The sequence below is a fragment of the Microbacterium jejuense genome (genome assembly GCF_019511665.1).
In the GTDB taxonomy this organism is placed as follows: domain Bacteria; phylum Actinomycetota; class Actinomycetes; order Actinomycetales; family Microbacteriaceae; genus Microbacterium; species Microbacterium jejuense_A.
The window spans coordinates 26,515-53,452 of sequence record NZ_JAEUAW010000021.1; the positions used below are offsets into that span (position 1 = coordinate 26,515).

The 26,938-nt window shown below is 71.6% G+C and carries 25 protein-coding genes; 15 read left to right on the forward strand and 10 right to left on the reverse strand.

Annotation, left to right across the window (positions count from 1 at the left end; genetic code table 11):
• The first annotated feature begins 98 nt into the window (after positions 1–98).
• Complete coding sequence (locus JNB62_RS18005; RefSeq protein ID WP_220302277.1) at positions 99–674, forward strand: TetR/AcrR family transcriptional regulator; 576 nt, start codon at positions 99–101, stop codon at positions 672–674.
• A gap of 50 nt (positions 675–724) precedes the next feature.
• Here the strand turns inward: JNB62_RS18005 and JNB62_RS18010 are convergent, their stop codons facing one another.
• Positions 725–2,137 (reverse strand): aspartate aminotransferase family protein, encoded by a 1,413-nt coding sequence (locus JNB62_RS18010; protein WP_220302278.1) that lies wholly within the window; start codon positions 2,135–2,137, stop codon positions 725–727.
• 106 nt (positions 2,138–2,243) lie between these two features.
• Positions 2,244–3,242 carry a LacI family DNA-binding transcriptional regulator gene (locus JNB62_RS18015; RefSeq protein WP_308291846.1) on the reverse strand — a complete coding sequence of 333 codons (999 nt, stop codon included), beginning with the start codon at positions 3,240–3,242 and terminating at the stop codon, positions 2,244–2,246.
• A gap of 96 nt (positions 3,243–3,338) precedes the next feature.
• Between JNB62_RS18015 and JNB62_RS18020 the strand changes: the two genes are divergently transcribed.
• Genes JNB62_RS18020 through JNB62_RS18035 form a run of 4 tightly spaced genes read left to right on the forward strand, consistent with a single transcriptional unit; the run spans position 3,339 to position 7,853 of the window.
• The gene (locus JNB62_RS18020) at positions 3,339–4,541 is read left to right on the forward strand and encodes a Gfo/Idh/MocA family protein (protein ID WP_220302280.1); all 1,203 of its coding nucleotides are present in this window, start codon (positions 3,339–3,341) and stop codon (positions 4,539–4,541) included.
• Positions 4,538–5,230 (forward strand): ThuA domain-containing protein, encoded by a 693-nt coding sequence (locus JNB62_RS18025; RefSeq protein ID WP_220302281.1) that lies wholly within the window; start codon positions 4,538–4,540, stop codon positions 5,228–5,230. Before JNB62_RS18020 ends, JNB62_RS18025 begins: the two co-directional genes overlap by 4 nt.
• Entirely contained in the window at positions 5,227–6,336 is a 1,110-nt protein-coding gene (locus tag JNB62_RS18030) for a Gfo/Idh/MocA family protein (RefSeq protein ID WP_220302282.1), read from the forward strand. The genes JNB62_RS18025 and JNB62_RS18030 overlap by 4 nt, the downstream gene beginning before the upstream one ends.
• A gap of 2 nt (positions 6,337–6,338) precedes the next feature.
• Positions 6,339–7,853: an alpha-N-arabinofuranosidase gene (locus JNB62_RS18035; protein ID WP_220302283.1), complete on the forward strand. Its 1,515-nt coding sequence runs from the start codon at positions 6,339–6,341 to the stop codon at positions 7,851–7,853.
• A gap of 346 nt (positions 7,854–8,199) precedes the next feature.
• On the opposite strand, the gene JNB62_RS18040 is transcribed toward JNB62_RS18035, so the two are convergent.
• Genes JNB62_RS18040 through JNB62_RS18055 form a run of 4 tightly spaced genes read right to left on the reverse strand, consistent with a single transcriptional unit; the run spans position 8,200 to position 13,702 of the window.
• On the reverse strand, positions 8,200–10,488 hold the full coding sequence (locus JNB62_RS18040) for a beta-xylosidase/alpha-l-arabinosidase (RefSeq protein WP_445299345.1): 2,289 nt from the start codon (positions 10,486–10,488) through the stop codon (positions 8,200–8,202).
• 5 nt (positions 10,489–10,493) lie between these two features.
• A complete protein-coding gene (locus JNB62_RS18045) occupies positions 10,494–11,378 on the reverse strand; it encodes a carbohydrate ABC transporter permease (RefSeq protein ID WP_220302285.1) in 885 nt (294 codons plus the stop codon).
• Complete coding sequence (locus JNB62_RS18050; RefSeq protein ID WP_220302286.1) at positions 11,375–12,400, reverse strand: carbohydrate ABC transporter permease; 1,026 nt, start codon at positions 12,398–12,400, stop codon at positions 11,375–11,377. The genes JNB62_RS18045 and JNB62_RS18050 overlap by 4 nt, the downstream gene beginning before the upstream one ends.
• Before the next feature lie 12 nt (positions 12,401–12,412).
• A complete protein-coding gene (locus JNB62_RS18055; protein ID WP_220302287.1) occupies positions 12,413–13,702 on the reverse strand; it encodes an ABC transporter substrate-binding protein in 1,290 nt (429 codons plus the stop codon).
• A gap of 172 nt (positions 13,703–13,874) precedes the next feature.
• Here JNB62_RS18055 and JNB62_RS18060 point away from each other — a divergent pair, with 172 nt between their 5' ends.
• On the forward strand, positions 13,875–14,870 hold the full coding sequence (locus tag JNB62_RS18060; protein WP_220302288.1) for a LacI family DNA-binding transcriptional regulator: 996 nt from the start codon (positions 13,875–13,877) through the stop codon (positions 14,868–14,870).
• Positions 14,871–14,880: 10 nt separating this feature from the next.
• On the opposite strand, the gene JNB62_RS18065 is transcribed toward JNB62_RS18060, so the two are convergent.
• The gene (locus tag JNB62_RS18065) at positions 14,881–16,044 is read right to left on the reverse strand and encodes an ROK family protein (protein WP_220302289.1); all 1,164 of its coding nucleotides are present in this window, start codon (positions 16,042–16,044) and stop codon (positions 14,881–14,883) included.
• A 91-nt stretch (positions 16,045–16,135) separates the two neighbouring features.
• On the reverse strand, positions 16,136–16,405 hold the full coding sequence (locus JNB62_RS18070) for a hypothetical protein (RefSeq protein WP_220302290.1): 270 nt from the start codon (positions 16,403–16,405) through the stop codon (positions 16,136–16,138).
• A gap of 363 nt (positions 16,406–16,768) precedes the next feature.
• Between JNB62_RS18070 and xylA the strand changes: the two genes are divergently transcribed.
• The 5 genes from xylA (at position 16,769) to JNB62_RS18095 (ending at position 21,608) form a co-directional block, all read left to right on the forward strand.
• Complete coding sequence (gene xylA / locus JNB62_RS18075; protein WP_220302291.1) at positions 16,769–17,956, forward strand: xylose isomerase; 1,188 nt, start codon at positions 16,769–16,771, stop codon at positions 17,954–17,956.
• Between the two features lie 177 nt (positions 17,957–18,133).
• On the forward strand, positions 18,134–19,459 hold the full coding sequence (gene xylB / locus JNB62_RS18080) for a xylulokinase (protein WP_220302292.1): 1,326 nt from the start codon (positions 18,134–18,136) through the stop codon (positions 19,457–19,459).
• Positions 19,460–19,535: 76 nt separating this feature from the next.
• Positions 19,536–19,874: a hypothetical protein gene (locus JNB62_RS18085; protein ID WP_220302293.1), complete on the forward strand. Its 339-nt coding sequence runs from the start codon at positions 19,536–19,538 to the stop codon at positions 19,872–19,874.
• A gap of 32 nt (positions 19,875–19,906) precedes the next feature.
• Entirely contained in the window at positions 19,907–20,755 is an 849-nt protein-coding gene (locus tag JNB62_RS18090; RefSeq protein WP_220302294.1) for a transposase, read from the forward strand.
• Positions 20,756–20,819: 64 nt separating this feature from the next.
• Entirely contained in the window at positions 20,820–21,608 is a 789-nt protein-coding gene (locus JNB62_RS18095; protein WP_220302295.1) for a GTP pyrophosphokinase, read from the forward strand.
• Between the two features lie 21 nt (positions 21,609–21,629).
• On the opposite strand, the gene JNB62_RS18100 is transcribed toward JNB62_RS18095, so the two are convergent.
• Positions 21,630–22,220, reverse strand: coding sequence for a TetR/AcrR family transcriptional regulator (locus tag JNB62_RS18100; RefSeq protein ID WP_220302296.1), 591 nt, complete (start codon positions 22,218–22,220; stop codon positions 21,630–21,632).
• 76 nt (positions 22,221–22,296) lie between these two features.
• Between JNB62_RS18100 and JNB62_RS18105 the strand changes: the two genes are divergently transcribed.
• The 4 genes from JNB62_RS18105 to JNB62_RS18120 all read left to right on the forward strand — a co-directional run bounded on the left by JNB62_RS18105 (position 22,297) and on the right by JNB62_RS18120 (position 26,015).
• Positions 22,297–23,424, forward strand: coding sequence for a hypothetical protein (locus JNB62_RS18105; protein ID WP_220302297.1), 1,128 nt, complete (start codon positions 22,297–22,299; stop codon positions 23,422–23,424).
• Between the two features lie 46 nt (positions 23,425–23,470).
• On the forward strand, positions 23,471–24,673 hold the full coding sequence (locus JNB62_RS18110) for a cation:proton antiporter (protein WP_220302298.1): 1,203 nt from the start codon (positions 23,471–23,473) through the stop codon (positions 24,671–24,673).
• Complete coding sequence (locus JNB62_RS18115) at positions 24,670–25,146, forward strand: glutaminase (protein ID WP_220302299.1); 477 nt, start codon at positions 24,670–24,672, stop codon at positions 25,144–25,146. Before JNB62_RS18110 ends, JNB62_RS18115 begins: the two co-directional genes overlap by 4 nt.
• Positions 25,147–25,214: 68 nt before the next feature.
• Entirely contained in the window at positions 25,215–26,015 is an 801-nt protein-coding gene (locus JNB62_RS18120; protein WP_220302300.1) for a TspO/MBR family protein, read from the forward strand.
• A gap of 1 nt (position 26,016) precedes the next feature.
• On the opposite strand, the gene JNB62_RS18125 is transcribed toward JNB62_RS18120, so the two are convergent.
• Complete coding sequence (locus JNB62_RS18125) at positions 26,017–26,760, reverse strand: glutamine amidotransferase-related protein (RefSeq protein ID WP_220302301.1); 744 nt, start codon at positions 26,758–26,760, stop codon at positions 26,017–26,019.
• Positions 26,761–26,938 lie beyond the last annotated feature (178 nt).

Genomic DNA, 26,938 nt, shown 5'->3' on the forward strand with positions numbered 1-26,938 from the left:
CTTTCGTCTTGCAGTGCATCGGGGCTGCGGGTCCGGGGGACGAGGATCCTTCGGGGCGGCTCCTACCGGACAACTATGTCCGGTACTAGGCTACACCCGTGCACAGCACCGCATCCCCCCGTGCGGAAACCCGCCAGAACCGCGGCCCCGCGGCCGCCGCCGACAATCGCCGCGCCCTCATCGCCGCTGCCCGCGAGGTCTACGCCGAGGGGGGCCTCGCGGCCCCGTTCAGCGCCGTGGCCAAGCGCGCCGGCGTCGGCCAGGGCAGCCTCTACCGCCACTTCCCCGACCGCACGGCGCTGGCCGTCGCGGTCTTCGAAGACAACGTGCGCGATCTCGAGGAGTACACCGCCGCCCCCGAGCGCACGATCGAGGACCTGCTCGACCGCGTCGTCGACCAGGCCGTGGTGTCGACGGCGTTCATTCAGCTCGTGACCGCCGATCTCACTGATCCTCGAGTGGCGACGCTCGGCGAGCGGTTCCACGCCGTGGTCGAGCGCCTGATCGCGCGCGACCACGCCGCCGGCCGCATCGGCGAGCATGTCGAGGTCGAAGACGTCACGATGGCGACGGGCATGCTCGCCACCGAGCTGGCGAGGACGGATGCCGCAGCCCGGCCCGCCGCGTCGGCCCGCGCGCGGCGACTGTTCCGGGCCGCCTTCGCGCCGCGCTGACGAGCTGACGCTCCGGCCTCACGTGCGGGCGGGGCCACCGGCATCCCGGATCACAGCCGCGTCCACGCCTCGGTCAGCACGCCGCGCAGGATCTGCTCGATCTCGTCGAACTCCGCGGGGCCGATGGTGAGCGGCGGGGCCAGCTGGATGACGGGGTCGCCGCGGTCGTCGGCGCGGCAGTACAGACCGGCATCGAAAAGGGCCTTCGACAGGAAGCCGCGCAGCAGTCGCTCGGACTCGTCGTCGTCGAAGGTCTCTCTCGTCGCCTTGTCTTTCACGAGCTCGATGCCGAAGAAGTAGCCGTCGCCGCGCACGTCGCCGACGATCGGCAGATCCGTCAGTTTCTCGAGGGTGGAGCGGAACACCGGCGAGTACTCGCGCACCCGCTCGGGGAGGCCCTCTTCTTCGAAGATGTCGAGGTTCTCCAGGGCGACGGCCGCCGACACCGGGTGGCCGCCGAACGTGTAGCCGTGCGGGAACGACCGGTCGCCGTGCGCGAACGGCTCGTGGATGCGGTCGCTGACGATCGTGCCGCCCAGCGGCGCGTAGCCGCTGGTGACCGCCTTCGCGAAGGTGATCATGTCGGGCTGGTAGCCGTACGCGTCGCACGCGAACATATGGCCGATGCGGCCGAACGCGCAGATCACCTCGTCCGACACGAGCAGCACGTCGTACCTGTCGCAGATCTCACGCACACGCTGGAAGTACCCGGGCGGCGGCGGGAAGCAGCCGCCGGAGTTCTGCACCGGCTCGAGGAAGACCGCGGCCACGGTCTCGGGGCCCTCGAACACGATCATCTCTTCGATCCGGTCGGCGGCCCACACGCCGAACTCCTCGAGGCTGCCGGTCGGCGCACCCATGTCGGCCGCGCGATAGAAGTTCGTGTTGGGCACGCGGAAGCCGCCCGGCGTCACCGGCTCGAACATCGCCTTCATGGCGGGGATGCCGGTGATCGCCAGCGCGCCCTGCGGTGTCCCGTGGTAGGCCACTGAGCGCGAGATCACCTTGTGCTTGGCCGGGCGGCCCTGGAGCTTCCAGTAGTGCTTGGCGAGCTTGAAGGCCGTCTCGACCGCCTCGCCGCCGCCTGTCGAGAAGAAGACCCGGTTGAGATCGCCCGGCGCGTACGAGGCGATGCGGTCGGCGAGCTCGATCGCCGCCGGATGCGCGTACGACCAGAGCGGGAAGAACGCGAGCTCTTCGGCCTGCCTCGCCGCGGCCTCGGCGAGCCGTCGGCGGCCATGACCTGCCGCGACGACGAAGAGCCCCGCGAGACCGTCGATGTACCGGCGCCCCTGCGAGTCCCAGATGTGGTGGCCCTCGCCCTTGACGATGACGGGCACGCCCGGACCCTCGGTCATGACCGACTGCCGGGCGAAGTGCATCCAGAGGTGGTCCTTCGCCATCTGCTGCAGCTCGGACTCGCTCCTGGCGGGGCGGGCGGTTCGTTCGGTCGAGAGCGACATGGGTGCCTTCCGTCGGACGTGCCCTCACGCTACCGGTGGGGTGTGATCGTGGGGCAGGTCGTTCTGTGCTGAGTGGATGCCGGTCCCGCCGGTCCGTCCGGAGCGCTCACGTGGAACCGCGGGGGATGAGCCGGGTGGGGAGGAAGATCGGGCTGGGCGGCAGCGTCGCGCCGGCCGCGGCGTCGGTCAGCGCCGTGACCGCGGCCGCGGCCATCTCGCGGATCGGCTGACGCACGGTCGTGAGTGGGGGCGTGAGCCACCGGGCGCTGCGCAGATCGTCGAAGCCCACGACGAGCACGTCATCGGGGATGCCGCGACCCGTCGCCGCAGCGGCCGCATACACACCGGCGGCCATCTCGTCCGAGCAGCCGAAGACGCCGAGGCGCTCCCCGGGCCGCAGCCGCCGCAGGAGCGGGATCGCGGCGTCTCGGGCTGCCGCGGCTCCCCAGTCGGCCTCGAGCACCGCCGGCTCGGCACCCGGTCGCACTTCGCGCAGCCCTTCGACGAAGCCCTCGTGCCGTGCGCGGCCGTAGCGGTACGGCGGAGATCCGACGACGATGGCGAACCGCGTCGCGCCCCGGTCGGCCAGATGGAGCGCCGCGGTGCGGGCGCCGGCACGGTCCGTCGTGCGGACGCTCGTGAGGCCGCGCGAGGTCTCGGCCTGCGGATCCATCAGGACCACCGGGATGTCTGCGGCGGTCAGCGCCGCCAGCTGCGACGCCGTGGGTGAGATGAGGCCGAGCATGACACCGGCCGAGCCGCGCCGGCGCACACGCATGGGCCAGTCGTCGTCGGGAGTGTCGCGCTCCTCGGTGAGCACGAGGTCGTAGCCGGCAGCCGCGGCGGCACTGCGGGCGCCCGCCGTCACCTCGTCGGAGTACGCGTTGTGGTAGCCGCCCAGCACGAGGTCGACGAGGCGGGCCGAGCCGGGTGGCCGCCCGCCCGCGGACGGGTCGCGGGCGTATCCGAGGGCGCGCGCGGCGGCCAGCACGCGGCGGCGCGTGGCGGGGGCGAGGTCGCCGCGGCCCGAGAGGGCGCGCGAGACCGTGCCGACGCTCACACCGGCGTGCGCGGCCAGGTCGGCGAGGGTCACGCGGTCGGACACCCGACCACCTTCGCGCACGCCCGCGGTTTTGCGCAAGATTCTCGCCGGCCCGTGACGGCGGTGGCATCGTCAGTCCCTGGAAAGGGCACCCCAACGATGACGACGACGACATCGCCGCTGCGGATCGCGCTGATCGGCACCGGCTTCATGGGCCGCATGCACACGCAGGCCTGGCGCACCGCACCGCGCTTCTTCGACCTTCCGTACGAGCCCGTGCCGGCGCTGCTGGTCGGCCGCCGCGCCGATGCGACGGCCGAGGTCGCCGCACGACTGGAGTGGCCGGAGCACTCCGTCGACTGGCGCGAAGCCGTCGAGCGCGACGACATCGACGTCATCGACATCTGCACGCCCGGCGACACGCACGCCGAGATCGCGCTGGCCGCGCTCGCCGCCGGCAAGCACGTGCTGTGCGAGAAGCCGCTGGCCAACTCCGTCGCCGAGGCCGACGAGATGGTGGATGCCGCCACCCGCGCGACCGGCATCGCCATGTGCGGCTTCAGCTACCGCCGCACGCCGGCGCTCGCCCTGGCGAAGGAGCTCATCGCCGACGGCCGCGTCGGCGAGATCCGCCACGTCCGCGCCCAGTACCTCCAGGACTGGCTGAGCGACCCCGACGCCCCGCACACGTGGCGCCTCGACCGCGACCGCGCGGGCTCCGGCGCGCTCGGCGACATCGGGGCCCATTCCATCGACACCGCGCAGTGGCTCGCGGGTCAGAGCATCGAGGCGGTCTCTGCGACGATGCGCACGTTCGTCACGAGCCGGCCCCGGCGGGGCGCGGTCGAGGGGCTGGGCGGCGTCGCCGCCGACACGGCCGACCGGCTGCCGGTCACCGTCGACGACGCCGCCGCGTTCACCGCCCGCTTCGACGGCGGCGCGCTGGGCGTCTTCGAAGCCACGCGCATGTCGACGGGCCGCCGCAACGCCAACCGCATCGAGATCGCGGGCGACCGCGGCGCGATCGCGTTCGACTTCGAGCGCATGAACGAGCTCGAGGTGTACGACGCCGCCGCCGATGCCGCGCAGGGCTTCCGCCGCGTGCAGGTCACCGAGGCACGGCACCCCTACGCCGGCGCGTGGTGGCCGGCGGGCCACGGACTCGGCTACGAGCACCTGTTCACGCACCAGGCCGTCGACTTCGTGCGCGCCGTCGCGGGCGAGATCCCCGTCTCGCCGACGTTCGCCGACGCCGCTCAGGTGCAGCGCGTGCTCGCCGCTGTCGAGCGGAGCGCCGAGCACGACAGCATCCTCACCCCGGTGGCAACCGCCGCCGGCGACCCCGAAGGGACCCCCGCATGACCCGCACCGCCCTCGTCGTCCGCGGCGGATGGGATGGCCACCATCCCGTCGAGGCGACCGATCTGTACATCCCGTTCCTCCGCGACAGCGGCTTCGACGTCACGATCGAGGACGACCCCCAGGTCTACGCCGACGCCGAGCGCATGGCGGCGACGGACCTCGTGCTGCAGTCCGTGACGATGTCTCAGGCGTCGCACGAGGCCGTCAAGGGCCTGCGCGACGCGGTCGCCGCCGGCACCGGCCTCGCGGGATGGCACGGCGGCATCGCCGACTCGTTCCGCGCCAGCTCCGACTATCTGCAGCTCGTCGGCGGCCAGTTCGCGACGCACCCGTCCAAGCACCCCGACGAGGTGCACGGCGACCAGACCGACAACTACCTCGAATACACGGTCGAGCTCACCGACCTCGGGCGCGGGCACGAGATCATGGCGGGCCTCGACGACTTCACACTGACCACCGAGCAGTACTGGGTGCTGCACGACGACCTCATCGATGTGCTGGCGACCACGACGCACCCCGTGCAGCCGTACCACCCGTGGCACCGGCCCATCGTGTCGCCCGCGGTCTGGACGCGCGAGTGGGGAGCGGGCCGCATCTTCGTCTCGACCCCCGGTCACAGCCTCGACGTGCTGCAGGACGACAACGTCCGCACGATCATCGAGCGCGGACTCCTGTGGGCGGCGCGATGAGCGCGGCAGAGCCGACCGCCGTCGGCATCGTCGGCCTCGGCGTCATCTCGGGACAGTACCTCGCAACGCTCGCCGAAGCGTCCGGCATCCGCGTCGCCGCCGTCGCCGACCTCGACGTGGCACGTGCCCAGGCGGCCGCGGCGAAGCTCCCCGGGTGCCGTGCGCTCTCGACCGACGAGCTGCTCGCCGACGACGGCATCCACACCGTCCTGAACCTCACGATCCCCGCCGCCCACGCCGACGTCGCCCTGGCGGCCATCGCGCAGGGCAAGGACGTGTACGGCGAGAAGCCGCTGGCGGCCACCCTCGCCGACGCGGAGCGCGTGATGGATGCCGCCACCGCCGCCGGCGTGCGGGTCGGCGGCGCTCCGGACACGGTGCTGGGCACCGGCGTGCAGACGGCGCGCGCGGCGATCGACGACGGACGCATCGGGCAGCCGGTGTCGGCGTCGGCGATGTGGGTCTCGGCCGGCCACGAGTCGTGGCATCCTCAGCCCGACTTCTACTACCGCGAGGGCGGCGGGCCGCTGCTCGACATGGGGCCGTACTACGTGACCTCGCTCGTGCAGCTGCTCGGCCCGGTGACGTCGGTGTCGGGCGCCGGATCGCGCTCGCGCGACGAGCGCGTGATCGGGTCCGGCCCCCGCGCCGGCGAGCGGATCCCCGTCGAGGTCGACACGCACCTGACCGGCATCCTCCACCACGCGTCGGGCGCGATCTCGACCGTGACGATGAGCTTCGACGGCGTGCGCTCCACGGCCGAGCCCATCGAGGTGCACGGCGTCGACGGCTCGCTCATCGTGCCCGACCCCAACGGATTCGCCGGCGACGTGCGCCTCCACGAGCGAGGAGGGGAGTGGCAGACCCTCGAGCCGTGGGCGGGCTACGTCGACTCGGGCCGCGGCATCGGGCTCGTCGATCTCGTCCGTGCGACCGCCGACGGCGCCGACGGCCGCGCGAGCGGCGCCATGGCGCTGCACGTGCTGGAGATCATGACCGCGCTCACCACGTCCGCGGCCTCGGGGGTCCGGGAACCGCTCCGCACCACCGTCGAGCGCCCCGCCCTCGTCCCCCTGACCCCCGCACCCCTCTGGAGGAACCTGTGACGGTGCACGCCACCACGACGGCCCGCGCCGTCATCGACCTCGACGTCCCCGGCGACGTCATCAGCCGCCACCTGTACGGGCACTTCGCCGAGCACCTCGGCCGCTGCATCTACGGCGGATTCTGGGTCGGCGAGGACTCGCCGATCCCCAACGTGCGCGGCATCCGCTCGGACGTCGTCGAGGCGCTGCGGGCCCTCGGCATCCCGAACCTCCGGTGGCCGGGCGGCTGCTTCGCCGACGACTACCACTGGCGCGACGGGATCGGCCCGCGCGAGAGCCGCCCGACGATGGTGAACACCCACTGGGGCGACGTCGTCGAGAACAACCACTTCGGCACGCACGAGTTCATGGACCTGTGCGAGCTGCTGGGCGCCGACGCGTACGTCAACGGCAACGTGGGCAGCGGCACGGTGCGCGAGATGAGCGAGTGGGTCGAGTACCTCACGCGCGACGGCGACTCGCCCATGGCGCGCCTGCGCCGCGAGAACGGCCGCGACGAGCCCTGGAAGGTGCCGTTCTGGGGCATCGGCAACGAGGCGTGGGGCTGCGGCGGCAACATGACCGCGCAGCAGTACGCCCTCGAGGCACGCCGCTACGGCACGTACTGCCGCAACCACGGCGGCAACGAGCTGTACCGCATCGCCGCCGGCGCCTCCGACGACGACATCGCCTGGACGCGTGCGCTCATGGAGTCGCTGGGCTGCCTCACGTGCGGCTCGAACCCGACCCCGGTGTTCCAGGGCGTGTCGTTCCACTACTACTCGCACGCGGGCGGCGGCATCAACACCGAGTCGGCGACCTCGTTCACCGAGGACGAGTTCTACGGCACGATGCGCAAGGCCCTCGACGTCGAGCGCGTGATCCGCCGCCACGAGGCGGTCATGGACTCGTACGACCCCGACCGCAAGGTGGGGCTGATCCTCGACGAGTGGGGCACGTGGTGGAACGTCGAGCCCGGCACCAACCCCGGGTTCCTGTTCCAGCAGAACACCGTGCGCGACGCGCTGGTGGCGTCGGTGCACTTCGACGCGTTCCACCGGCACGCCGGACGGTTGAAGATGGCGAACATCGCGCAGACCCTCAATGTGCTGCAGGCGATGATCCTCACCGACGACTCGGGCGCGATGGTGCTCACGCCGACGTACCACGTGTTCGAGATGAACCGCGGTCACCACGACGCCGCTGCGCTCGCCGCGCACGTGCTGTCGGCGCCCGTGGTCGGCGGCGATGTCCCGGGGCTCTCGGTGTCGGCCTCGACCCGCGACGACGGGGCGCTCGTCTCGCTGTCGAACCTCTCCGTCGACGCGCCCCTCGAGGTGCAGGTCGACCTGCGCGGTCGGGCCGCGTCGGTGCGTCGCGCCCGCGTGCTGACGGGAGAGGATGCCGCCGCGCACAACACTCCCGAGACCCCCGACGCCGTCGCGCCCGTGGCGCTGGAGACGTCACTGGAGGCCGGCGTGCTGTCGGTCGCGCTGCCGCCGCACTCCTTCGCGACGGTGGAGCTCGACCTGGCGTGATCCGTGGATAGGGGGCGTTCCGGGTACCCGGAACGCCCCCTATCGCGTGCCCGGGCTTTCGCCCCCGGTCGTTGAGCGAGCGAGGAACGAGCGAAGACGAAACGTGGTGGGCCGACCTCGAGAATTCCGCCCTTCGCCCGCGTCGCCGGGGTGGCTGACTCCGGCGGGCGGGTTGCGGCGTTTCGTCTCGCTTCGCTCGCTCAACGGCCGGGAGGTCGTGCCCGGCCGTTGAGCGGAGGGCGCTCTGGCGCCCGCAGACGAAACGCCCTGGCCGTACGGTCGGCGCGGTCGCGCGACACGAAGAAGCCCCAGGAGCGGCAGTCGCTCCCGGGGCTTCTTCGATGCGTCAGCGCGGCTCGCGCACCAGCGGAGCGATGGTCGCGGTGGCGACCCGGGCCGAGTCCGCCGTGAGCGCGTGGATCGGTCCGGTGAGCTCGATCCGCGTCTCGGTCTCGCGGTCGGCGCACGACGCCCCGACCCACAGCTCGACAGTGCCGGGCTCGACGATGCGACGCCCGTCGCGGCCGGTGAACGCGAGGCGGGTCGCCGGGACGTCGAAGGTCACCGTCGCCGACTCACCCGGCGCGAGCGTCACCCGCTGATACGCGAGCAGCTGCGCCACCGGCCGCGTCACCGACGCGGAGACATCGCGTGCATAGAGCTGCACGACATCCGTGCCCGACCGCTCGCCGGTGTTCGTGACGCGCACGCTCGCGACGACGGTGCCGTCGGTCGCGGCATCCGAGGCCTCCAGGTCCTCGCGCGCGAACGTCGTGTAGGCGAGTCCGAAGCCGAACGGCCGCGCCGGCGTGTTGTCGGCGCTCGTGATCTCGGTGGGGCCGCCGAGCACGGGATGCAGGTACGTGTAGGGCTGCGCACCCGCGGACCGCGGCAGCGAGACCGGCAGCCGGCCCGACGGTGCCGCGGAGCCCGACAGGACGCGCGCGATCGCGGGGCCGCCCTCTTCGCCGGGGAAGAACGCCTGGATCACCGCGCCGGCGGCGGACGGCCCGTCGAGCATGAACCCGATCGCGTACGGGCGGCCCGAGACGACGACCACCACGGTCGGCGTGCCGGTCGCGACGACGGCCTCGACGAGGGCGCGCTGGGCGCCCGGCAGTTCCAGGTCGTCGACGTCGTTGCCCTCGCCGACGGTGCCCCGGCCGAACAGTCCCGCCCGGTCGCCGACGACCACCACCGCCACGTCCGCGCGGGCGGCGGCCTCGACGGCAGCGGGGATCCCTGAGGGGTCGGGATCCTCGACGTCGCAGCCCCGCTCGACGACGATCGAGGCCTGCGGCAGCTCGGTGCGCAGGGCCTCGGCGATCGTCGGGATCTCGAAGCCCAGCGGCGTGCCCGGGTGGTGGGCGAGCACGTGGTTCGCGAACGAGTAGCAGCCCATCAGCGCCTCGGCGGCGTCGGCGTTGGGGCCGATGAGCGCGAGCGTCCGAGGCGCCTCGAGCGGCAGCATCCCGTCGTTGCTCAGCAGGACGAGCGACTCCTCGGCCGCGCGGCGAGCCAGCTCGCGCATCTCGGCGGTGTCGAGGTCGACGCGCGCCGGCGGGGACGAGAGGTCGTCGTCGAGCAGGCCCAGCTCCTCCTTCTGCGAGAGCACGCGCAGCACCGCCCGGTCCACGTCGCCCATCTCCTCAGGGTGCGCCGCGAGCCGCTCGCGCAGCGGCGCGACGAAGGCGTCGCCCGTGGGCAGCTCGATGTCGATCCCCGCGCGCAGCGCCAGCGCGGCGGCCTCACCGAGGTCGCCCGCCACGCCGTGCAGCGCGTGCAGGAAGGCGACCGCGAAGTAGTCGGCCACGACGGTGCCGTCGAAGCCCCACTCCTCGCGCAGCAGTGCGGTCAGCAGCTCGGGGTCGGACGCCACCGGCACGCCGTCGATCTCGGCGTACGAGTTCATCACCGAGCGCACGCCGCCGTCGCGCACGGCCATCTCGAACGGAGGCAGCACGACATCCTGCAGCCGGCGGCGGCCCATGTGCACCGGTGCGTGGTTGCGGCCGGCCTGAGAGGCGGAGTACCCGGCGAAGTGCTTGAGCGTCGCGTGCACCCCGGCGGACTGCAGGCCGCGGACGTACGCGGTGCCGATCGTCCCCACGACGTAGGGGTCTTCGGCGATGCACTCGTCGACACGCCCCCAGCGCGGGTCGGTCACGACGTCGAGCACGGGCGCGAGGCCCTGGTGGATGCCGAGCTCGTGCATCGAGCGACCGATCGCCGCGGCGACCTGCTCGGTCAGCTCAGGGTCGAACGCGGCGCCCCACGCCAGCGGCGTGGGAAGCGTCGCCGCCTTCCAGGCGGCGAGGCCCGTGAGGCACTCCTCGTGCACGATGGCGCCGATGCCGAGGCGCGACCGCTCGCGCAGGCGCCGCTGCTCGTCCCACAGCCACTGCGCCCGCTCGACCGGATCCACCGGCCGCGTGCCGTAGACGCGCGTGAGGTGGCCGATGCCGTGGGCGGTGGCCTCCTCGTAGCCGGTGGAGGTCACCATCTCGCCCGCCATGGGCGCGACGACCTCGTCGCCCTGGTCGACCCAGTAGCCGACCAGCTGCGCCAGCTTCTCGTCCAGCGTCATCTGGGCGTGCAGCGACTGCACCCGCTCCGAGACAGCGGGCAGGTTCACACCGCTCATCCCTTGACCGCCCCCGTGAGACCGCCGACGATGCGCCGTTCGAACAGGCTGAAGAAGGCCAGCGCCGGGATCATCGACAGCGACGTGAAGGCGAGCACCTTCGCGGTGTCGACCGAATACTGCGACGAGAACGCCTGCACGCCGAGCGGCAGCGTGAAGTTGGCGTTGTCGTTCAGCAGATACAGCGGCAGCAGGTAGCTGTTCCAGCTCGCGATGAACGCGAGGATGCCGACCGTGATCACTCCCGGCACCGCCAGCGGGATCACCATGCGCCAGAAGAAGCCCAGGCGGCTGCATCCGTCGATGAAGGCGGCCTCCTGGATCTCGTCGGGGATGGCCCGCAGGAAGGGCACCAGGATGATGATCGTCGTCGGGAGCGCGAAGGCGATCTGCGGCAGGATGACGCCCGCCAGCGAGTTGATGAGGCCGATGTCGCGCACCACGATGTACAGCGGCGTGATCGCGACCGTGATCGGGAACATGAGACCGGCGGCGAACAGGGCGTACAGCGCTCCGCGCCCGCGGAAGCGGTACCGCGCGAGCACGTAGCTGGCCATGAGGCCCAGGACGATGACGCCGAGGGTCGTGGCGACCGCGACGATCGTCGAGTTCAGCACGAGCGTCCAGAACGTGCCCTCGGTGAGCACGTCGACGTAGTTCGAGAACACCCACGGGTCCGGGAAGCCCGCCGGGTTCGTGGTGATCTGCGAGTTCGTGCGGAACCCGCCGAGGATGATGTAGATCACCGGACCGAGCATCAGCGCGATGACGACGAGCGCGATGAAGTACACGGCGGGGGTTCCGGCTCGTGCGCGCCCGCGGGGTCGGCCCGCCGGCTTCGAGGTGCCGACCGCCGAGATGGCGACAGAGGTGGCGGTCATCCGTCGCTCCTTTCGGTGAGTGCCCCCGCCGTGTCGCGACGCAGAACGAAGCGCTGGTAGACGAGCGCGACGACGAGGGAGATGAGGAAGATCACGACGGCGACGGCGTTGCCGTAGCCGAAGTTGCCGGCGTTGCGCCCGTTGGCCACCATGTAGGTCGCCATCGTCGAGGTGCCGGCGACCGGTGCGACGTACTGGCCCCAGATGATGTAGACGAGGTCGAACAGCTGGAGGGCGCCGATGATCGACAGGAACGCCCAGATGCGCAGCGTCGGGCCGAGCAGCGGGATCGTGATGCGCCATTGGGTCTGCCAGTAGCCGGCGCCGTCGATCGCGGCGGCCTCGTAGAGCTCTTCGGGGATGCCCTGGAGGCCGGCGAGGAAGAGGATGACGGCGAAGCCGACGTACTTCCACGTGAGGATCGCCATGAGCGTCCAGATGGCGATGCTCGGGTCCGCCAGCCAGTCGCGCGTCAGCTGCTCCAGGCCGAGGTTGTCGAGCAGCCCGTTGAGCGCGCCGTTGGTCGCGAGCATGAGGCTGAAGCCCGTGCCGACGACGACCTCGGCGATCACGTAGGGGACGAAGATGAGGACGCGGATGACGGACTGCCCGCGCATCTTGCGGTTGAGCAGGAGCGCCAGCAGCAGCGCGACGGGGCCCTGCAGCACGAGCGACATCACGACGATGAAGGCGTTGTGCCCCAGTGCTTCCTGGAAGTCGGGGTCGGTCAGGATCGTGACGTAGTTCTTGAGGCCGATGAAGTCGACCGCCGGCCCGTAGCCGTGCCAGTTGAAGAAGCCGTAGTAGGCCGCCATGATCACGGGGAAGATGACGAACCCGACGAAGAAGATCAGTGCGGGCCCGACCAGCACCGCGATCTCCAGCCGGCCCGACCATCCGATCCCGCGGCGTCGGCGGCGCGGCGATGCCGGGGGCGGCGGCGTGTCGCCGCCGCCCCCGGTCCGCTGCGCGAGTTCCGTCTCCGGGCGATCGTCCGTACTCGGTGTCGCGCTCTTGTGCATGCGGAGAGTTCCTTATCCCTTCGCGCCGGCCGAGTTGGCTGCCGCGATCATCTCTTCGGGCGTGCTCTGGCCCGAGAGCATGTCGACGACGGCCACGTTGAGCGCGTTGCCGACGTTCTGACCCAGCACCGTGTCAAGCCACTGCGACACGAACGGCGCGGCGTTGTACGCCTCGAGGATCTGCTTCAGGTAGGGCTCGGTGACCTGCTCCTGCGCCACCTGGTTGACCGGCGGGGAGTTGAACGCCTTGTAGTACGCGGTCTGCTGGTCGTCCGACGCGACGAAGTTCAGGAAGTCGACGCACTCCTTCGGGGCCTTCGCCGAGCACGAGTAGCCGTCGACGCCGCCCATGATCGAGCCGGGCTCGCCCTTGCCGCCCGGGACCTCCGGGAAGGGGTACCACGCGAGGTCGGGCAGTGGCTTCTCGTCGGGGGTGAGGGATGCGATCACGCCCGGGTCCCACGCGCCCATCAGCTCGCCGCCGGCCTGGTGGTTGGCGACGAGGCCCGCCGAGCTGCCCGCGCCCTGCTGAGCGGACGTCGTGAGGAAGCCTTCGTTGAAGGGCTCGGTCGCGGCGAAGTCCTCGAGGTCCTGTGCGGCCTTGAGCCAGCACGGGTCGCTGAAGTCCTTCGAGTCGCCCGTCTCTTCCATCGTCTTGGGTGCGCACTCACGCAGCGCGAACCAGTAGAACCAGTGCGCCGCGGGCCAGGCGTCCTTCGCGCCGAGCGCGAGGGGGGCCACTCCGGTCGCCTTCAGCTTGTCGTTGGCGGCGACGAGTTCGTCGATCGTGGTGGGCGTCTCGGTGATGCCGGCCGCGTTGTAGAGGTCCTGGCTGTAGAAGATGCCGCCCGGAAGCACCGAGAGCGGCACGGCCCACAGCTTGTCCTGGTACATCTGGGCCTTGAACGATCCCTCCGAGATGTGCTCCTTGGCCTCGCCCTCGATCTTGCCGGTGAGGTCCATGAGCTGCCCCGCCTGCACCATGGCGGTCATCTTTCCGCCGCCGCGCTGGAGGAAGATGTCCGGCGGGTCGCCGGCGTTGAGCGAGGTCTGCAGCTTTCCGTCGAGATCCTCGTTCTGGATCGACTGCATCTTGATCGTGACGTTCGGGTTCTCGTCCTCGAACGCGGCGATCGCGTCCTTCCAGAACTGCTGCCCCGGGCCGGTCGTCGAGTTCTGCCACAGCGTCATCTCGACCTTGCCGTCGCCGTTGTCACCCGAGCCGCCGGCACTGCAGCCGGCGAGCGCGAGCGCGCCGACGACGAGTGCCGCCGAACCCATGAGGATCCTCTTGGCTTTCATGTGATTCCCGTTCTCTTCTTCGAGGAGCACCGCCGCTTCGGGGTGCCGGTGGTCTGCGCGATCGGTCCGCGCAACGCTCGGCGTGCGACCGAGCGACAAAAGTCTGCGCGTCCAACAAATATCTTGTCAAACGTTTTCAATAACGGTTTCGATGCCGTTATGCTTTCGAAACATGGCCCGCCGCCCCACGATCACCGATGTCGCCAAGGCCGCCGGCGTGTCGGTTGCGACCGTGTCGAAGGCGGTCAACGGGCGCTACGGCGTGGCCAGCGAGACCGTCGATCGCGTGCTCGCCGTCGTGGCCGAACTCGGCTACGAGTCCAGCCTCATCGCCAGCAGCATGCGTGCACGCACGACCGGCGTCATCGGGGTGCTCGTGGCCGGCTTCGAGCCGTTCAGTGCCGAGATCCTGAAGGGCGTGGGCCAGGAGCTGGACGACAGCCGGTACGACCTGCTGGCCTACTCGGGCTCGCACGGCACGGCCGAGGGCTGGGAGCGTCGCTCGCTGTCCCGGCTCAGCGGCACGCTCATCGACGGCGCCATCATGGTCACCCCGACCGTGGTCAACGTCGGGACCGAGGTGCCCGTCGTCGCCATCGACCCGCACACCGGGCCGGCGGACCTTCCCACCGTCGAGAGCGACAGCTACGGCGGCGCGCTCCTGGCGACGCGCCACCTCATCGAGCTCGGGCACACGAGGATCGGCTTCATCGCCGGCCGGCGCGACCTGCGCTCGTCGATCGCCCGCGACGCGGGGTACCGACGGGCGCTGACGGATGCCGGAATCACCGTCGACCCCGGGCTCGTGGGGTCGGGCAGCTATCGCCAGGACGCCGTGCGCGTCGCCGCGCTCGACATGCTGCGGCGCAGCAAGCGGCCGACCGCGATCTTCGCGGCGAACGACATCTCGGCCCTGGAGATCATCCGCGTGGCGGACGAGCTCGGGCTGCGCGTCCCGCGGGACCTGTCCGTCATCGGGTTCGACGACGTCCCCGAGGCGTCGAAGGCCACCCCCGCGCTCTCGACCGTCCGCCAGCCGATGCAGCAGCTCGGTGCCGAGGCGGCGCGCCTGCTGCTGACCCTGATGCGCGGCGAGGTTCCGCCGGCGACGCATGTCACGCTCGCGACGCAGCTCATGGCGCGCGAGACGACGGCGCGCCTCGGCTGACGCGGGGCGCTCAGTCCGCGCCGAATCCCGCGGGATCGTGCAGCAGCTCGCCGAAGGCCGCCTCGGCGGCGCCGATGAGCAGCCGGTCCTCGGCCAGTGCCGCCGGCCGGATCTCGAAGTCCTCGCCGTTGGCGGGCATGCTCTGTGCGGCGACCGCCTCGGCGAGTGCCTCGGGGTCGTTCGCCGCCAGCATCGCCAGGAACCCGCCGAGCACCACGACGGCGGGATTGAGCACGTTGACGGCGTTCGCCAGGGCGGTCGAGAGGATGCGGCGCTGCCGGGCGATCTCGTCGAGCACCTCGGGAGCGTCCGCCTCGCTCAGCAGGCGTGCGAGCTCGGGCTCGTCGAGGTTGCTCTGGCCGAGGGTCCGCAGCAGCCGGGCGCGGCTCACCTCGTCCTCGAGCACGCCGTCGTCGGCGCGGCGGTCGTCCACGGCGGCGATGCCGGGGCGGTTCTGGCCGAACTCGCCCGAGTACCCCGAGGCGCCGCCGACCGGCATCCCGTGGACGATCAGCCCGCCGCCGATGCCGCTCGCTCCGCCGTTGAGGTACACGACGTCGTCGACGCCGCGCGCCGCGCCGAACAGGTGCTCGGCGATCAGTCCGAGCGCCGCGTCGTTGCCGACGGTCGTGGGCAGGCCGGTGGCCGCCTCGACCTGCTCGCGCAGCGCGATGTCGGTCCAGCGCAGGTGGGGGGCGTCGCGCACGAGACCGTCCGAGGCGCGCACCAGGCCGGGCACGGCGATGCCGATGCCGACGATCCTCGCGTCGGCGAGGTCGTCCTCGCGCCATGCCGCGATGCGCTCGCTGAGCAGCTGCGCGGTGCGCTCCGGGGTGAGCAGCGCCGTCATCTCGATGCGCTCGCGCCGCCGCACGCCCCGGTCGAGTCCGACCACGGCGAGGGTGAGGGCGTCGACTTCGGGGTTGGCCGCGATCGCCACGACGCGAGGATCCGCGGCGACAAGGGGGGAGGGGCGTCCGACGCGCCGGCTGGGGTCGGGCGCCCGCTCTTCGACGAAGCCGAGTGAGGTGAGGTCGCCGACAAGATCGGCGACCGTCGAGCGGTTGAGCCCGGTGGCGCTCGTCAGCGTCGCGCGCGAGATCGGGCCGTCGAGGTGGGCGAGCCGCAGGATCCGCGACAGGTTCGCTTGACGGCTGCCGACGGACTCGTTCATACCCTCACCCTAGAGGGCGCGTGCGCGCAGGCTGGTGGGGCGAGCCGTCCCTCTCCGGGAGCTCGCGCCGACGGATGCTCCGCCCAGGCCGCTACGAGGGGCCGGCCGGCGGGGTGCCCGCGGGGCAGACCGCCTGGACCGCTCGTTCGAAATCGAGCGTCTGCAGCACCTCGACGGCGCGGTCGTAGCGGGGTCCGGCCAGGACGACGAAGACGGCACCGACGACGTCGATGTAGCCTCGCGTCTCATCGAGGAGGAGGATCTCGTAACGATCCGGGTCGACGCGCTCCCATCGCACTGCGGAGTCCGCAGGCGCCGGCGGCTGGGGGCGGCGCAGCGGCAGCTCTTTCAGGGACGGCATGGTACGAGCGCGAAGCCCGTTGCGTCGTGCGGGCGAAAGCGGCCTCTCGAGCACCATTGCGGGCCTCCTCTCGTCGTGCCGACCATCCTGTAACCGCGACGATGCGCGCACAGGGGGCTTGACGTCGGCTGCGCCGAGGACTAGACCGCCAGGATCCGTCACGAGGATGTCCGTCGGGCTCCTGTCTACTGCGGCGGCGTGAACGGCATGTCACGCCCGACCGAACGCCCGATTGCGGAACGCGGCATCCGGCGTCATGCGCGCGGAATGCGGCTGGACGCGGCATCCGATCTGGTATAGGTTGTCGTCAGCAACATTTACCGTCCGCCGCACGACTGCGGCAATGCGCCGCAAAGGAGCGTCATGCCCACCCCCACTCGCGCCGACAAGTTCTCGTTCGGACTCTGGACGATCGGCTACAACGGCACCGATCCCTTCGGCGGCCCGACCCGTCCGCACCTCGACGTCGTGCACGCCGTCGAGAAGCTCGCCGAGCTCGGCGCCTACGGCCTCACCTTCCACGACGACGACCTGTTCGCCTTCGGCTCGACCGACGCCGAGCGCCAGAAGCAGATCGACCGCCTCAAGGGCGCGCTGGCCGACACCGGCCTCATCGTGCCGATGGTCACCACCAACCTGTTCTCGGCCCCCGTGTTCAAGGACGGCGGCTTCACGTCGAACGACCGCGACGTGCGCCGCTTCGCGCTGCGCAAGGTCATCCGCCAGCTCGACCTCGGCGCCGAGCTCGGTGCCAAGACGTTCGTCATGTGGGGCGGCCGCGAGGGTGCCGAGTACGACTCGGCCAAGGACATCCGTGCCGCGCTCGAGCGTTACCGCGAGGCCGTGAACCTCCTCGGCGACTACGTCGTCGACCAGGGCTACGACATCCGCTTCGCCATCGAGCCGAAGCCGAACGAGCCCCGCGGCGACATCCTGCTGCCCACGCTCGGCCACGCGATCGCGTTCATCGACTCGCTCGAGCGCCCGGAGCTCGTGGGCCTCAACCCCGAGGTCGGCCACGAGCAGATGGCGGGCCTCAACTTCGCCGCCGGCATCGCGCAGGCGCTGTACCACGGCAAGCTCTTCCACATCGACCTCAACGGCCAGCGCGGCATCAAGTACGACCAGGACCTCGTGTTCGGCCACGGCGACCTGCACAACGCGTTCGCACTCGTCGACCTCATCGAGAACGGCGGCCCCGGTGGGGTGCCCGCCTACGACGGCCCCCGCCACTTCGACTACAAGCCCTCGCGCACCGAGGACGAGAACGGCGTGTGGGACTCGGCGGCTGCGAACATGCGCACGTACCTGCTCCTCAAGGAGCGCGCCGCGGCCTTCCGCGCCGACCCCGAGGTTCAGGAGGCGCTGGCCGCCGCCCGTGTGCCCGAGCTGTCGGTGCCCACCCTGAACGAGGGCGAGACGATCGAGGACCTCAAGGCCGACCGCTCGGCGTTCGAGGACTTCGACACGGACGCGTACCTCGGCGGCAAGGGCTTCGGCTTCGTCCGCCTGCAGCAGCTGGCCACCGAGCACCTGCTCGGCGCGCGCTGACCGACCCGCCCGCTGCGCCCGCCTGCCGCGGGCCCGTGCCGTCGCGGACGCGCCCGTCGCGGCCGTCGCGGCCGTGAAACCGTACGGGGCGGACGAGACCCTGGGCACGACCCAGGGTCTCGTCCCCGCGCTGCGGTCTCACGCTGGGGTGCGTGACACAACGAGAAGGAGGAGCGCATGACGCTCGTCATGGGAGTCGACTCGTCGACGCAGTCCTGCAAGGTCGTGATCGTGGATGCCGCGACGGGCGCGATCGTCCGCCAGGGGCGTGCCTCGCACCCCGACGGCACATCGGTCGATCCCGAGGCGTGGTGGACGGCGCTGCAGGCGGCGATCGCGGATGCCGGCGGCCTCGGCGACCGCGGCGCCGCGGCGGACTCGGTACAGGCCTGGGCGATCGGCGGGCAGCAGCACGGCATGGTCGCGCTCGACGCCGACGGCCGGGTCGTCCGGGACGCGCTGCTGTGGAACGACACCCGCTCGGCCGGCGCTGCCGCCGACCTCATCGCCGAGTTCGGCGCCGAGGAGCTCGCGAGGCGCAGCGGGCTCGTGCCGGTGGCATCCTTCACCATCACCAAGCTCCGCTGGCTGCGCGACACCGAGCCCGACAACGCCGCGCGGGTCGCGGCGGTCGCCCTGCCGCACGACTGGCTCACGTGGCGCCTGCGCGGCTTCGGACCCGTCGGCGAGTCGCCGCGGGGCCCGGTGATCGACGAGCTCGTGACGGACCGGTCGGATGCCTCAGGCACCGGCTACTGGAACCCCGAAGACGGCTCGTACGATCGTGACCTCCTCGTCGCCGCGCTCGGCCACGACGCCGTGCTGCCGCGCGTGCTCGGCCCCGACGAATGGGTCGAGGACGTCGACGGCCGCCGGGTCGGCGGCGGCGCGGGCGACAACGCCGGCGCGGCCCTCGGGCTCGGCGCCGGCCCCGGCGATGTCGTGGTGTCGATCGGCACGTCGGGCACCGTCTTCGCGGTGAGCCGGCAGCGCACGATCGACCCCACGGGCACCGTCGCGGGCTTCGCCGACTGCACCGGCCGGTTCCTGCCGCTGGTCGCGACGCTCAACGCCGCGCGCGTGCTCGACGCCATCGCGCGTGTGCTGGGCGTCGACCACGCCGAGCTCTCGCGCCTCGCGCTCGCCGCCGACCCCGGTGCGGCCGGCCTCACGCTCGTGCCGTACTTCGAGGGCGAGCGCACCCCGAACCTGCCCGATGCGACCGCGTCGCTCACCGGAATGACCCTCGCCTCGACGACCCGCGAGAATCTCGCGCGTGCCGCCGTCGAGGGCATGCTGTCGGGCCTCGCCGCGGGGCTGGAGGCGCTGCGCAGACTCGGCGTGCCCCTCGAGCGCGCGCTCCTCATCGGCGGCGGAGCCCAGTCGGAGGCCGTGCGCCGGATCGCGCCGCTCGTCCTCGGGCTGCCCGTCGAGGTGCCCGAGCCCGGCGAGTACGTGGCTCTCGGTGCGGCGCGCCAGGCCGCATCCGTCCTCGCAGCCTGACCCGGGCATCCGGCGGCGGTGGGCGGCGTCCGGGACGCCGATGTATCGCGGCGCCCCGCCGGGGCATCTTCTGTGTATGGACGCTGCGATGCTCGCGGGGACGGTCTCGACCGTGCTGTTCGCCGCGGCCAACCTGCCGATGCTCGTCAAGGCGGTGCGGTCGCGCGATCTGCGGTCGTACAGCGCGAGCGCCCTGGTGATGGGGAACGTCGGCAACCTCTTCTACACGGTGTACGTCGTGAGTCTGCCGTTCGGCCCGATCTGGGTGCTGCACGGGTTCTACCTGGTGTCGATGGCCGTGATGCTCGCGCTGTACGCGGTGTCGGCGTGGTCCCGACGCCTCGCGCCTGCGCAGAATTCAGGAACCACGGCGCACCGGCGATCGTCGAGTCCCGCGGGCGCACGGTCTTCCTGAGTTCTCGACGGTCTGCGCGGCACAATGGACGAGTGGATGCCGCAGCCGAGGGTGACGCAGGGCTCGACGTGATCGCGGGCGAGCTCTACGCCCTGCCCCCGGCGGAGTTCACGGCGGCGCGCAACGCGCGGGCCGCGGCATCCCCTCCGGCGCTCGCGAAGCAGGTCAAGGCGCTCCGCAAGCCCACCGTCGCGGCGTGGGCCGTCAACCTCCTCGCGCGCGGCGGGCAGCTCGCCGACGCCGTGGAGCTGTCATCGGCGCTGCGCGAGGCGCAGGACGACCTCGACGCGACCGAGCTGTCGCGCCTGGGCGCGCAGCGGCGGCAGCTCGTCGCCGCGCTCGCGAAGCAGGCGGCCGGGCTCGCCGCCGACGCCGGGGTCTCGCTGAGCGCGGCGGCGCGCGACGAGGTCGAGAAGACGATCAACGCTGCGGTGATGGATGCCGCAGCCGCCGCCGCGGTGCTCACCGCGCGCCTCGTCACGACCCTCGAGGCGGGCGACATCGAACCGGCCGCGCTCGCCGAGGCCGTCGGCGGGACGCTCCCCGGTGCCGTCGAGCCGCCGCCTCGGGACGACCTCGCCGAGCGCCGCGCGCGCAAAGCCGCCGAGAAGGCGGCGCGCGAGGCGGAGCGGTTGGCGAACGAGGCGGAGCGCGAGCTCGCCCGCGTCGACGCGCGCCGAACCAAGGCGCAGGAGCGCGTCGACCACGTGCGCGAGCGCATCGACGACCTGCGTCGCGACCTGGCGGCGCTCGAGGCCGACGCCGAAGCCGCCGAGGCCAAGCTCGACGCGATCGAGGCCGAGCGGAAGGACGCCGCCGCCCGCGCCCGCGCGGCCGCCGAGGAGTCCGAACGCGCCGCCCGCGCCCTCGACGATGCGTGACGCGCCGGCTGCCGGCATCCTTCTTCACAGGACTCTCGTAGGCACTCTCCCTACGGTGGACGACATGGCGACTCCTGCTCCGCTGGTGCCCGCGACGACTCCCGAAGACGGCGAGATCACCGTCTCGGCGGCCGAGCTCCGGGAGCTGCGGGACGAGCTGCAGCGGTTCATGATGGAGTACCGCTTCGGCCTGCAGGAGGTGGAGACGAAGATCGGCATCCTGCGCGACGAGTTCCTGCTGACGCACGACTACAACCCGATCGAGCACGTCTCCAGCCGAGTCAAGTCGCCCGACAGCCTCGTCGAGAAGGTGCAGCGCAAGGGCATCGACGGCGACTTCGACTCCATCCGCCGCAATATCACCGACATCGCGGGCATCCGCGTGACCTGCAGCTTCACCGCTGACGTCTACCGGCTGTTCGATCTGCTGACCGCCCAGGACGACGTGCGCGTCCTGCAGGTGAAGGACTACATCGCCGCGCCGAAGGCCAACGGGTACAAGAGCCTGCACGCGATCCTCGAGGTGCCGGTGTTCCTCTCGACGGGGCGCATCGAGGTGCCCGTCGAGGTGCAGTTCCGCACCATCGCGATGGACTTCTGGGCCAGCCTGGAGCACAAGATCTACTACAAGTACGCGACGCGCGTGCCGGACGAGCTGCTCGAGAGCCTCAAGGACGCCGCCGACACCGCGGCCGAGCTCGACGCCCGCATGGAGCGCCTGCACCGTCAGATCCGCGGTGCCGCGGCCCCCGGCACGTCTTCGGTGACGGTCCGCGAGATCACGGCGCAGGTGCGCGAAGAGACGGATGCCGCCACCCCGACGGACGGCGACACCGAGGTGCGCGCGGTCTAGTCCCTCGTCGGGCGCGGGCGGTCAGGGTTCGAGGGCCGCAGTGAGGCTCGCGACGTAGTCCTCCACGGCGCGGGGTCCGAACACGGCGGTGTTGGCGATGTAGCCCTGCGCGAGCGAGGCGACGGTGCGCGCGGTGCTGCGCGCCAGCGCCGCGACTTCCTCCGTCGAACCGGCGCGTCGGCCGGCCCACGGGGTCAGCGCTGCCGTCAGGGCGCGCAGCAGATGACTCGCGGTGTCGACGAGCTGCGCGTGCATGGCCGGGTCGCCCAGCGCCTCGCCCCAGAACTGCACCACGAGCGCGGGCGACAGGCCGGTGTCGCGGATCGTCGACAGCATCCGGCCGAGCACGTCTGCCGGGGTCAGCATGATCCCCCGCGAACCCCCCGCCTCCAGCTCATCGATGCGGGGGAACAGGAAGCGCCCGACGATGTACTGGGCCAGCTCCGCCTTGTTCGTGAAGTGCGAGTAGATCGCACCGGTCGACAGCCCGGACTCGTCCACGATGTCGGCGATGGACGTCTCGCGCACCCCCTTGCGCTCGAGCACTCGCACGGCGGCTCTGGCGATCTCATCGCGGCGCGCCTCTCGATACTCCTTCGACACCCGGGGCATGTAAAAAGAATAGCCGTTCTGTTATGCTCGCGGAGCAAGGCAAAACAGAATGACTATTCTCTTTAGGAGCAGTGCGATGAGCATGCGTCGCGAAAGCACGCCGGATTCCGGCATCCACCCGACCAGATGGGGCGTGGCCGCCCTGTTCGGCCTGGTCGGCTCGGTCCTCGTGGCCATCGTCGTGATGGCGTTCGTCTGGCCCGCTGCGACAGCGCAGCCGCAGAACCTTCCCGTGGGCATCAACGGCCCCGCAGACGCGGTCACCGCCGTCGAAGACAAGCTCGCCGAGCAGGACCCGGCGCCGTTCGTCCTCTCGACGGTCGACGACCGCGCCGACGCCGTGGACCGCATCCAGTCGCGCAAGCTGTACGGCGCCATCCTCCTCGGTGACGAGCCCGAGGTGCTGATCGCGACCGCCGCCAGCCCCGTCGCCGCGCAGGCGCTGCGCGGCGTCGCGACGCAGCTGCAGTCGCAGATCGACACCGCCGCGAAGACCGCCCTCACCGACCAGCTCACGGCCATCGTCGGCGCGCTCAAGGCCGGCCAGTTGCCGCAGCTTCCGGCTGGAGCGACCGGTGGTGCGGCGCCAGAGATCCCCACGGTCACGGTCACCGACCTCGTGCCCCTCGCCGACGGCGACAAGACCGGCGCGGGGCTGGCGGCATCCGTGTTCCCGATGGTGCTCGGCGGCATGCTCGGCGGCATCCTGCTGACGCTGCTCGTGCAGGGTGTCGTGCGACGCCTGATCGGCCTTGTCGTGTTCGGCATCGCGGCGGGCGCGCTCATCGCCCTCGTCATGCAGACGTGGTTCGGCATCCTCGCGGGGGACTGGCTGCTGAACGCGGCCGTGCTCGGGCTCGGTGTGACGGCGACGTCGGCGCTGATCGTCGGGCTTGCGGCGCTGATGGGCCCTCCCGGCATCGCCGTGGGCGCCGTCATCACCATGTTCATCGCGAACCCGATCGCCGGTGCCGCCACGCCCCCGCAGTTCCTGCCGGAACCGTGGGGCGAGGTCGGCCAGTTCTTCGTCCCCGGCGCGTCGGCGAACCTGCTGCGGTCGGTGATGTACTTCCCCGACGCCCCCACTGCGATGCAGTGGACCGTCCTGGGCTGCTGGCTCGTCGGCGGCGTGATCCTCGCGCTCGTCGGCCATTACCGCAACCGCGCCGAGCTGACGCCGCCACCGCGGCAGCTGGAGCCCTGACCCGCTCAGCCCCGTGGGGCGCGCAGCGCGTCGCTAGTCTGTTCGCGTGGAAGACGTGCACCCGCTCACCCTGCTGATCATCCCGCTGCTCGCGGTGCTCGCGCCCCTCCTCGCGCGCGGACTCGGCCGGTGGGTGCGCATCCCGGTGGTCGTGTTCGAGCTCGTGCTCGGCATCCTCATCGGACCGGCCGTGCTGGGGTGGGCTGTGCCCCACGCGTTCGTCGACACGCTCTCGGAGTTCGGGCTCGCGATGCTGTTCTTCGTCGCGGGCACCGAGATCCAGTTCTCGTCGTTCCGCGGCCGGCTGGGCAAGCGGGCGTCGCTCGGCTGGCTCATCAGCCTCGTCGTCGGCGTCGCGGCCGGCTTCCTGCTCGCGCCGGGCGAGGCGGCGGTCGTCATCGGCGTCGCGCTGTGCTCCACGGCGCTGGGCACGCTGCTGCCGATCCTGCGGGATGCCGGCGAGCTGCGCAGCCCGTTCGGTCAGGCGGTCGCCGCCGTCGGCGCGGTGGGCGAGTTCGGTCCGCTGATCGCGATCTCGGTCTTCCTCGGCGGACGCCAGCCGGGGTTGTCGACGATCATCCTCGCGCTGTTCGCCGTGGTCGCCGGTCTCGCGATCTGGCTGGCGTACCGGCTGCCGCAGGGGGCGATGCACGAATTCGTCAGCTCGACATTGCACACGTCGGGCCAGTTCGCCATCCGTGTCGTCTTCCTGATCCTGTGCGCGCTCGTCGTGCTGAGCATCGTGCTCGACCTCGACATGCTGCTCGGCGCCTTCACGGCCGGCATCATCTGGCGCCTCATCATGCGTGACGCGTCCGAAGCCGATCGCGAGGCAGTCGAGAGCAAGATCGAGGGCGTCGCCTTCGGATTCCTCGTGCCGATCTTCTTCATCTACACCGGCATCACCTTCGACCTGAAGTCGCTGCTCGAGCAGCCGCTGCTGTTCCTGCTCGTCCCGGTCGTCCTCGTCGCGCTGCTGGTGGTGCGGGGTCTGCCGTCGATGCTCGCCGCCCCGGAGGGCTCGTCGCGGCGCGACCGCCTCTCGATGGCGCTGCTCGGCGCGACCGGACTGCCGATCATCGTCGCCGTCACCGGGATCGGCGTCGACGAGGGCATCCTGACGACCACGCAGCAGACCGTGCTGGTGGCGGGCGGCATGCTGTCGGTGCTGCTGTTCCCGCTCATCGGCATGTCGATCCGCGGCGAGAAGGTCACCGCATCGAAGACCCTCCAGGACGACATGGCGTGAGCACGCTCGAGCTGCTCGACACCGCGCGCGCCCGCCTCGCCGCAGGCGGTGCGGCCCGTGAGGCGCTCGGCGAGCTGGTCGTGCCCCGGCGCATCCTCGGCGTCGCCCGGGCCCCGCGCGTCGAACGCCGCGGCTCGGCGTGGCACCTCGGCGCGCTGCTGCTGACCGACGACGCCGTCCTCGCGACGGGCGAGGTCGTGCGGGCGCGGCAGGAGGCCCGCCGCGGGTACACCGCCGAGTCGCAGCGGCAGCGCTCCGAGCTCGCGTTCGCCGCCCGACGCGGCGGCTTCGCCGAAGGCGAGACGGTGCACGTGGGCTGGCGGGTGCTGAGCGCAGACACGCCGGACGCGCCGCTCGCGCTGCGCGACGGCATCCCGAGCATCCGCTGGAGCGCCGCCGGGGCGCTGATGCCGCTCGACGCCTACCTCGCCGAGCGCGTGTCGCTGCTGCTCGAGCCGCCCGCCGGCGCCTAGGCCTATCGGGCGCCGGACGCCGTGTCAACACGCTCGGCGCCCGGCGGGGAGCCCCGTACGGTGAGGCCATGACGGCACGGGACCTCACGCGGCAGATCGTGGTGATCGCGGCGTTCTGCTTCATGATCGTGGCTGCGATGGTCGGCACCGGCCTCTTCGGCGGCACCTCGGTGCAGGACCTGCAGGGAGGTGCGCTCGATGCCGACGGCTCGTATCTCGCCCCTGCGCGCCCCGCCTTCATGATCTGGACCGCGATCTACGTCGGCCTGCTCGCCTACACCGTGTGGCAGGCCCTGCCCCGTCAGCGTGCGCGCGACCGGCAGCGGGTGGTCGGATGGCTCATCGCCGGAACCATGGTGCTGAACGGCCTGTGGCTGGTCGTGGCGCAGTTCGGGTCTCTCGCTCTGACGGTGCTGGCGATCATCGTGCTGCTGGCCATGCTGGGTGTCACGTTCCATCGCACGGTCATCGAGCCCGCCGACGGCTGGGTGGACCGCCTGCTGGTCGACGGCGTCACGGGGCTGCATCTCGGCTGGGTGACGCTTGCCACCGTCGCGAACGTCGCCGCGTGGCTCACGTCGATCGGCTCGCCGGAATGGGATGCCGCCGCCGACCTCTGGGGCATCGTCGTGCTCATCGTGGTCGCGGTCATCGGGCTCGGCATCGAGGCCGCGAGCGGCTGGCGCCTCGCACCGGCGCTCGCGATGGCGTGGGGGCTGACGTGGATCGCGGTCGCACGCCTGAACGGCGAGCCCTCGAGCACGCCGATCGGGATCACGGCCTTCGTGGTGGCCGCGGTCATCCTGGGCGCCGCCGTGGTCGGTACGGTGGTGCGCACCTCGGCCGAGGTCCGCAACGCGGGGGAGTGACTCAGCCGCGCGAGAACCGCGTCGCGAACGCGCGCAGCAGCCGGGCCGGTTCCGTGAGGGATGCCGCCAGCACGCGACCTGCGATGGCGTCGTAGTCGCTCGCCTCGAAGTAGCCGTCGTTCCGGTACACGGCCATGCGCTCGGTGAACGCCTTCGCCGTCGGCTCGGGGTGGAACTGCGTCGCGTAGAGCCGGTCGCCGACGCGGTACGCCTGGACGGGGCATCCCTCGTTCCGCGCGAGCAGCACCGCGCCGGGCGGGAGCGTCTCGGTGCCCTCCTTGTGCGCGGTGAGAGCCGTGAAGCGGTTCGCGAGACCCCCGAACAGCGGGTCGGCCGCAGCGTCGGGCGTCAGGTCGATCGCGACCGGGCCGGTGTCTTCGGGGAACGCGCGACTGACGGTTCCGCCCAGGGTGCGCGTGGCGATGCCGATGCCGTAGCACGTGAAGAGGGCGGCCGGACCGTCGCCCGGGGCTGCGCGTTCGGCGATGCGGGCGAGGTCCGCTTCGAGGCGGCGCTGCGCCTCGGTCTTGGTGGACTCGGGGTCGGCGACGTTGAACGGGCTGCCGCCGACGACGAAGCCCGCGTACCGGTCGAACACGTCGTCGGGGAGGGGCTCGCGCACCAGATCGTGCCGGTCGAGCGCCCCCTCGTCGAGATGCATCGCAGTGCGGAACGACTCGTACTCCGCCGCAGCCGCCCCCACCTGCGGGCGCACGCAGACGTAGAGGAACGCGGCGGACGTCATGCCTGGATTCTAGGTTCGGCTGCCATCCTCCCGCGACACCGAAGCAGGGGGCCGAGACCGCGGGTGAACCCCACGGTCTCGGCGCCGCGCTGCGGTCTCGCGGAAAGCTCGACCGGCGGCATCCCGAGAAATCTCGAGGATCCGTGTATCAAAGACCCTCTATCGCGCTCGGGCATGG